Here is a 7,593-nt window from a genome sequence, read left to right on the forward strand (position 1 = left end):
TTATTGAGCACAACGTTTTTAACACGCCCCAAAGGGGTATTTACCACTAACAACATAGGTTGAGGAGTTATCACCAATGAAACTTCGTCCTTTACACGATCGAGTCATTATCAAACGCATCGAAGTCGAAGCTAAATCGGCAGGCGGCATTGTTCTGACTGGTTCTGCGGCAGAAAAATCTACACGCGGTGAAGTCGTCGCTGTAGGTAATGGCCGTATTTTGGATAACGGTGAAGTGCGTGCGCTGGACGTAAAAGCCGGCGACAAGGTTCTGTTCAACGAAGGTTACGGTGTAAAAACCGAGAAAATCGACGGTGAAGAGTACCTGATCATGAGCGAAAGCGACATTTTGGCTATCGAAGAATAAGCCAAACCCTAACGCATAAATCGTTAAACCGCATTTGAGAGGAAAGCAAACATGGCAGCTAAAGAAGTTAAGTTTGGTAACACAGCGCGTCAAAAAATGCTGAAAGGCGTCAACGTACTGGCTGACGCAGTAAAAGTAACCTTAGGCCCTAAAGGTCGTAACGTTGTTTTAGATAAGTCATTCGGTGCGCCGAACATCACTAAAGATGGTGTGTCAGTTGCAAAAGAAATCGAGCTGGAAGATAAGTTCGAGAACATGGGCGCACAAATGGTCAAAGAAGTGGCGTCTAAAGCAAATGACGAAGCTGGTGACGGTACAACTACTGCGACCGTATTGGCGCAAGCTATCGTAAACGAAGGTTTAAAAGCGGTAGCTGCGGGCATGAACCCAATGGATCTAAAACGTGGTATCGACAAAGCGGTTATCGCTGCAGTTGAAGAGCTGAAGAAAATTTCTCAGCCGTGCGCTGACAGCAAAGCCATTGCGCAGGTTGGTACTATTTCTGCGAACTCTGACCATACTATTGGTCAAATCATCGCTGAAGCGATGGACAAAGTTGGTCAGGAAGGTGTCATCACTGTTGAAGAAGGTCAGGCACTGACAGATGAGCTTGACGTTGTTGAAGGTATGCAGTTCGACCGTGGTTACCTGTCTCCTTACTTCATTAACAACCAGGAAAGCGGTTCAGTTGAATTGGATAACCCATTCATCCTGTTGGTTGACAAGAAAATCTCTAACATCCGTGAATTACTGCCGGTATTAGAAGGTGTTTCTAAAGCAGGTAAACCATTGCTGATCATCGCTGAAGACGTTGAAGGCGAAGCGTTGGCAACCTTGGTTGTAAACAACATGCGCGGCATTGTTAAAGTTGCAGCCGTTAAAGCACCTGGCTTTGGAGACCGTCGTAAAGCAATGCTGCAAGACATTGCTGTATTGACGGGTGGTACGGTTGTCTCTGAAGAAATCGGCATGGAGTTGGAGAAAACTCAGCTGGAAGACTTAGGTACAGCGAAGCGCATTGTTATCACTAAAGATAACACCACTGTTGTTGACGGTAACGGCGACGATGCCGCTATCGAAGGCCGTGTAACGCAAATCAAACAGCAAATGGAAGAAACTACTTCTGACTACGACCGCGAAAAACTGCAAGAACGTCTGGCTAAGTTAGCTGGTGGTGTTGCAGTCATTAAAGTAGGTGCTGCGACCGAAGTTGAGATGAAAGAGAAGAAAGCGCGCGTTGAAGACGCTCTGCACGCGACTCGCGCTGCGGTTGAAGAAGGCGTTGTCCCGGGTGGTGGTGTTGCACTGGTTCGTGCAGCAAGCAAACTGGGTGAATTACGCGGCGACAACGAAGAACAGAACGTCGGTATTCGTTTAGCATTGCGTGCAATGGAGGCGCCACTGCGTCAAATCGCAACCAACGCTGGTGCAGAAGCTTCTGTTGTTGCTAACAACGTACGTGACGGCGAAGGTAACTACGGTTACAACGCGGGTAACGATACGTACGGCGATATGCTGGAAATGGGTATTTTGGATCCAACCAAAGTGACTCGTTCAGCGCTGCAGTTTGCTTCTTCAGTAGGTGCGTTAATGATTACTACCGAAGCTATGATTGCTGACATCCCACAAGATGACAATGCTGGCGGAATGCCTGGCGGCGACATGGGTGGCATGGGCGGAATGGGCGGCATGATGTAATGCGCGCTTAAACGCCAAAAAAGGGAGCCTCAGCCGGCTCCCTTTTTTTATGGAATTTTTTTGCTTTTCGGTACTCTAACGCCATATAAGTAAAACGTATGACGGAGGAATAAGCATGCGTATTCGTAGTTTAGTGGTATTAATGGCTATCTCCTTTAGTGCTTTTTCCTTTGCTGGAGAAGCCGAAGTGAAATGGGAAGGTGTTGATAAATATACTGACTTTAAGCCGGCTAACAGCAACGAAGAGCGTTATCAGGAAAAAGTGAAAGAGCAGTTGACTGAGCATATTCATCAGTTAGCCGGTGAGCTACCTGATGGGCAAAAGCTGCATATGGTTGTAACCAATGTCGACTTAACCGGCCGTTTGGAACCAACGTTTGGGCGGTCAACGTCTAATTATGTGCGTATTGTTCGTGAAATAGACTTTCCACGCATCAGCTTTAATTATCAGTTAACGGACAGTAGCGGCGAAGTGATAAAAGAAGGCCAGGAGAAGTTAAAGAACATGGGCTTTAACTATGACAGCCTGGCTTCGGTAAAACGTCGCGACGATTTGTATTTTGAAAAAGAAATGTTAACCCGCTGGTTCAACGAAACCTTGGGCGAAAAGAGTTAACCGGCCTGGCGAATACTTTTAAGCCGCGCCAGAGTTTCAGTCATAAGCTGCAGTTGCTGAACCAGTAGCTGCAGTAGCTCTTCATCACTTTGGTTTTGTTTCCAGGCTTCCAAGTTTTCAGTGATTTCATTTAAGTAGGGCTGAAACTTATTGCCCTTACTTTTGAAAATTGTCTGCTCGGCAAACACTCCCTGGAACTTGGCCTTACCCTGTTGACGCATATCATCTAGATATTGATCGGCATCGACGACCTGTCTATAGAGAACTTGCAGGTGCTCCTGAATTTTCTGTTCAACACTGTCAAAGCTGTCGCTCATGAATCATCCTTCATTATGTTGTTAAGCCATCGGGCATTATGGCAGTTTTACTGGGTTTGCGAGCTTGCTCCCGAACAAGCTTAGGAACTAAAAAGCCGGGTAACTGTTGCGTCATGTCCAGCCAAAGCTGTTGGGCTTTGTCGTCACTTACTTCAAAATGGCTGGCGCCTTCAACTTTATCCAGCTGGTGCAGATAATAGGGTAACACGTTTGCACGAAAGAGCGTTTCACTCAGGCGGCAAAGTACCTCCGAACTATCGTTAACTCCTCTTAACAAAACGCTTTGATTTAGCAGGTGTATGCCGGCGTTATGCCATTTCTTTAAAGCGGCGGACAAATCATTAGAAATCTCGTTCGCGTGATTCGCGTGTATTACTAACACGACTTGTAATCGGCTTTGGGTTAAAGACGTTAATAGCCCGTCAGTCAGCCTGGACGGAATAACCACGGGCAGCCGGCTGTGAATGCGTAAACGAGTCAGCTGAGGTAAAGCTTCTAGCTCCCGCACGAGTTTATGTAGCCGCTCGTCTTTCGCCATTAGTGGGTCACCGCCACTTAAAATCACCTCGTTAACTTCTGGATTCTGTTTTATGTAGTCTAGCGTGTCATCAATTTGCCGCTGACTAATGGTTAACTCGTCATAGGGAAAGTGCCGGCGAAAACAATAGCGGCAATTAACGGCACATCCGCCTTGCAGGATTAATAAAACCCGTCCGTGATATTTATGCAGCAGACCATTAGCCGGAGAGCTTTGCTCGTCGAGCGGATCTTTATGGAACCCCGGTTCGACTCTAAACTCGTCTACAAGAGGAAGTACCTGCCGCAGCAGAGGGTCATTAGGGTCGCCAATGTTCATTTGTTGAACGAAGGGGCGTGGCACTCGCATGGAGAATAGTTGCCGCGCTTTAATATCGTCGGCATACGCGCTGGCGTCCAGCTGCAAGGCTGATAGCAAGTCTTCAGGTCGAGTGTATGACTTTTTTAATTCGTAGAGCCAATCAGCTCGTGGACTGACGGACACTGAATTTTCGGTCATGCGACCTCCCTATACTCAACAAAGTTCGTATTTTACCTGAAAATAAAGTCATTTTGTTTTATTATTGCGCGCAAATAATGATGGTTTAAGCAAGGAAAATGTCGTTATGGCAAATTACAGTACAAGTGAATTCAAAGGTGGTTTAAAAATCATGCAAGACGGCGAGCCATGCTCGATCGTCGAAAATGAGATGGTTAAGCCTGGTAAAGGTCAAGCATTTAACCGCGTAAAAATCCGTAAGTTAATTAGCGGAAAAGTGGTAGAGAAAACCTTTAAGTCGGGCGAGTCAGTTGAGGGTGCTGACGTTATCGAGCTTGAGTTGTCTTATTTATACAACGACGGTGAGTTCTGGCACTTCATGAACAATGAAACGTTTGAACAGGTGCCTGCTGACGCTAAGGCTGTTGGCGATGCGGAAAAATGGTTGGTTGAACAGGACGTGTGCACATTGATTTTATGGGAAGGAAAGCCAATCAGTGTACAGCCACCAAACTTTGTTGAATTGGAAATTACCGAAACAGATCCGGGCTTAAAAGGCGATACCGCGGGAACAGGTGGTAAGCCAGCAACGTTGAGCACTGGTGCCGTTGTTCGAGTGCCGTTGTTCGTGCAAATTGGTGAAGTGATCAAAGTGGATACGCGCTCTGGCGAATACGTTTCACGCGTTCAGAAGTAAGTTTGAATAATGAGCTGGCGCCCTGACGCAAGTTGGAGCATGCTGCAACAGCGGGCTGACCTATTTAAGTCAGTGCGCCAGTTTTTTGAAAATCGTGGTGTGACTGAAGTCGATACCCACTTACTTTCCCAGTATGGTGTTACTGACGTCCATCTAAAAAACCTGTCTACCGAGTTTAGTCAGCCTCTTCCGTCTGGTACAAACACCCTCTATTTACAAACCTCTCCTGAATTTGCAATGAAGCGGCTTGTCGCAGCTTACCAACAAGACATTTACCAGCTCAGTCATGTGGTTCGGGACGATGAAGTTGGTCGGTATCATAATCCTGAGTTTACTTTACTCGAGTGGTACCGTATTGGCTTTGACGATAACGCGCTTATTAATGAAGTCTCTCAGTTGTTATCGGAAACCTGCGGCGCTCCGCCGATCGTTGAGCGTAGCTACCAACAGTGTTTTCTGGAGACGCTAAAGTTGGATCCTTTGACGCCGGACGGCATTGAGGGCATAAGACAACATTTAGAGAGCGTTCCTGCGCTGACTGACTGGATGCAAAAAGAAACCGATGCGTCCACTATATTACAAGTAGCTTTCTCGGAATGTATTGAACCAACTTTTACTAAAAACGTGCCGCAATGTGTAACGCGCTTTCCTGTAGAACAAGCTGCACTAGCTCGAGTGGATGAGTCTGACCCACGAGTCGCAAAACGGTTTGAGGTTTATTATCAAGGTGTCGAGCTTGCCAATGGGTATCACGAATTGACCGATGCTGTTGAGCAGACAAGGCGCTTTCAAGACGACAACCGATACCGAATGACGAACAAGCAGCCGCAAATGGCGGCGGACAAGCGACTAATTGCAGCTTTGGAATCCGGTTTACCCGACTGTGCCGGTGTCGCTTTAGGCTTCGATAGGCTGCTAATGATAAAATCCGGTGCTAAGCACATTAGCGAAGTGCTTCCTTTCACAACTAATAACGCCTAAAAAAACACCAATAATTCTGCCTTAAATCAAAATTTAGATGATCTGTCTTGGATAATAAACGCGTATGTTATAATATAACACGTCAGTTAGGCGATAAATTCGTTGAGCGCACTCAAGAGCAAACAGTAAGGCAGAATGTTTATGCAGGCTAATACGCCCCAAAACTTAGACAAAGCAGGAATCTGGATTACCACATTATGTGCTATCCACTGCCTATTGCTGCCTCTTATCTTGCCATTATTAGCGATGGCGGGTTTAGCATTCATCGGTGAAGATGCGCTTGAAAATACCATTCTTGGCCTGAGTGTATTTGTTGGGCTTTGGTCATTAGTCAGTGGCGCTCGCAAACACGGCAACTGGAATCTGTTAACGTTCCTACTGTTAGGTGCGGCTATTTATTCACAGCGAGACGTGCTTGGTCATTGGGGTGAACCCGTCATTATTCTATTTGGCGCAGGCTTGATAATATACGCTCACGTATCAAACTTACGCCTTATTAAAAAGTTGGCTTTTACCTCTTCTCAGCAACCGCTGTAAAGCTAGTCAGCTTTAGCCTCAAGTACGACCCCTGTTTCTACATGATCAGTATATGGAAATTGATCAAACATAGCGGCGGCAGTAATCTCATGAGTTTCCGTTAAATAATCTAAGTTCTCTGCTAACGTATCCGGGTTGCAGGAAATATAGATTATTCTGGAATAAGCCGACACCATTTTCAGTGTTTCAGTATCAAGCCCGGCGCGAGGCGGATCAACCAACACGGTTTTACAGTCAAAGTTTTTAATGTCAGCCTCATCAGCGCGACGAGATAACCGCTCACCATTTAGCGCTTCAGTAAACTCTTCAGCAGACATACGAACAATAGTGACGTTTTCAATGTTATTCAGCTCAGCACTTCTCCGGGCAGACGCTACCGAGCTTTTACTAATTTCCGTGGCTAAGACTCGCTGGAAGTTTTCTGCTAAAGGTAGGGTGAAGTTGCCGTTACCGCAGTACAGCTCCAATAAGTCATGAGTATTTTGTCCGATATGCTGTTTGACCCAGCCAATCATTGTTTCGTTAATTTTTGCATTGGGCTGGGTAAAACTATTTTCGGTTTGAATCGATTGATAGGTTTTATTTCCGACGTTGACATGCTCGACAACACTGTCGTCAAACAAAACCCGTTTTTGTTTTCGAGCACGACCAATAATATTAATGTCTGCCAACTCTTTAAACTTTTCACGTAAAGCTGTGGCTTCCTTTTCCCATTCGTCATCCAGGGGGCGATGATAAAGCAAAGAGATAACGGCTTGGTTCGTTGTGGTTGTAAGAAAGTCGACTTGAAAAAGCTTGTTCCTGAGTATTGGATTAGGTTTTAGCTTTTCTATTAGTTGTTTCATTAGGCGATTAATTAACTCGCTACCTGGTAAAAATTCGTCCATACGGATTTTTTCCCGCGTTTCCGGGTTGAACATGATGTAATAGAGATCATCTCCCTCATGCCAAACACGAAACTCAGCACGCATACGGTAGTGTTTCCGGGGTGACTCGAAAGTATCCAGTTGTTGTACCCCAAATTTCGACAATTTCTTTATTAAGCTTTCTTCTTTGCTTCGGAACTGCTCTGGGTAGTTTGCTGTATCAATCTTTTTGTACGTCATAGTATCCGCTGTTGCGTAAGTTTCGTTTATTCCTCTATTTTACGCACCGAAACTATTAACTACCAAGTTTTGCTCAGATTTAACGCATAAAATGTTAACTCTTGATTACATTTGAACGAATACTGAACGGTCGAGAGAAAAACAGTTAAAAAGGCATAAAAAGCGCTTGACGGTGCGAGTTAAATCTCTAAAATGCGCTCCACGTTCGAGGCAGGCAACGAAGCCGCCGAAAACCTAAGTTTTCTAAAACATCTTTTTT

The 7,593-nt window shown here is 45.5% G+C and carries 9 protein-coding genes; 6 read left to right on the forward strand and 3 right to left on the reverse strand.

Annotated features, from left to right (window positions below; genetic code table 11):
• The first annotated feature begins 76 nt into the window (after nt 1-76).
• The 3 genes from B3850_RS11910 to B3850_RS11920 all read left to right on the forward strand — a co-directional run bounded on the left by B3850_RS11910 (nt 77) and on the right by B3850_RS11920 (nt 2,681).
• The gene (locus B3850_RS11910; protein WP_053954308.1) at nt 77-367 is read left to right on the forward strand and encodes a co-chaperone GroES; all 291 of its coding nucleotides are present in this window, start codon (nt 77-79) and stop codon (nt 365-367) included.
• A 51-nt stretch (nt 368-418) separates the two neighbouring features.
• The gene (groL, locus tag B3850_RS11915) at nt 419-2,065 is read left to right on the forward strand and encodes a chaperonin GroEL (RefSeq protein ID WP_053954307.1); all 1,647 of its coding nucleotides are present in this window, start codon (nt 419-421) and stop codon (nt 2,063-2,065) included.
• A gap of 115 nt (nt 2,066-2,180) precedes the next feature.
• Nucleotides 2,181-2,681, forward strand: a complete 501-nt coding sequence (locus tag B3850_RS11920) for a DUF3016 domain-containing protein (RefSeq protein WP_053954306.1) — start codon at nt 2,181-2,183, stop codon at nt 2,679-2,681.
• Here B3850_RS11920 and priC read toward each other — a convergent pair.
• Both priC and epmB read right to left on the reverse strand, forming a co-directional pair.
• The gene (gene priC / locus B3850_RS11925) at nt 2,678-2,998 is read right to left on the reverse strand and encodes a primosomal replication protein PriC (RefSeq protein ID WP_286872703.1); all 321 of its coding nucleotides are present in this window, start codon (nt 2,996-2,998) and stop codon (nt 2,678-2,680) included. The two genes, B3850_RS11920 and priC, sit on opposite strands and share 4 nt — an antisense overlap.
• A gap of 13 nt (nt 2,999-3,011) precedes the next feature.
• Nucleotides 3,012-4,034 carry an EF-P beta-lysylation protein EpmB gene (gene epmB / locus B3850_RS11930; RefSeq protein WP_286872705.1) on the reverse strand — a complete coding sequence of 341 codons (1,023 nt, stop codon included), beginning with the start codon at nt 4,032-4,034 and terminating at the stop codon, nt 3,012-3,014.
• Between the two features lie 106 nt (nt 4,035-4,140).
• Here epmB and efp point away from each other — a divergent pair, with 106 nt between their 5' ends.
• The 3 genes from efp to B3850_RS11945 all read left to right on the forward strand — a co-directional run bounded on the left by efp (nt 4,141) and on the right by B3850_RS11945 (nt 6,228).
• Nucleotides 4,141-4,710 carry an elongation factor P gene (gene efp / locus B3850_RS11935; protein WP_053954303.1) on the forward strand — a complete coding sequence of 190 codons (570 nt, stop codon included), beginning with the start codon at nt 4,141-4,143 and terminating at the stop codon, nt 4,708-4,710.
• 9 nt (nt 4,711-4,719) lie between these two features.
• On the forward strand, nt 4,720-5,691 hold the full coding sequence (gene epmA / locus B3850_RS11940; RefSeq protein WP_286872708.1) for an EF-P lysine aminoacylase EpmA: 972 nt from the start codon (nt 4,720-4,722) through the stop codon (nt 5,689-5,691).
• Between the two features lie 141 nt (nt 5,692-5,832).
• Nucleotides 5,833-6,228 carry a MerC domain-containing protein gene (locus B3850_RS11945; protein ID WP_286872710.1) on the forward strand — a complete coding sequence of 132 codons (396 nt, stop codon included), beginning with the start codon at nt 5,833-5,835 and terminating at the stop codon, nt 6,226-6,228.
• 2 nt (nt 6,229-6,230) lie between these two features.
• Here B3850_RS11945 and trmA read toward each other — a convergent pair whose 3' ends face one another.
• On the reverse strand, nt 6,231-7,334 hold the full coding sequence (trmA, locus tag B3850_RS11950; protein WP_286872713.1) for a tRNA (uridine(54)-C5)-methyltransferase TrmA: 1,104 nt from the start codon (nt 7,332-7,334) through the stop codon (nt 6,231-6,233).
• Nucleotides 7,335-7,593 lie beyond the last annotated feature (259 nt).

It is taken from the genome of Idiomarina sp. UBA4520 (genome assembly GCF_002388365.1).
GTDB classification, from domain to species: Bacteria; Pseudomonadota; Gammaproteobacteria; order Enterobacterales; family Alteromonadaceae; genus Idiomarina; species Idiomarina zobellii.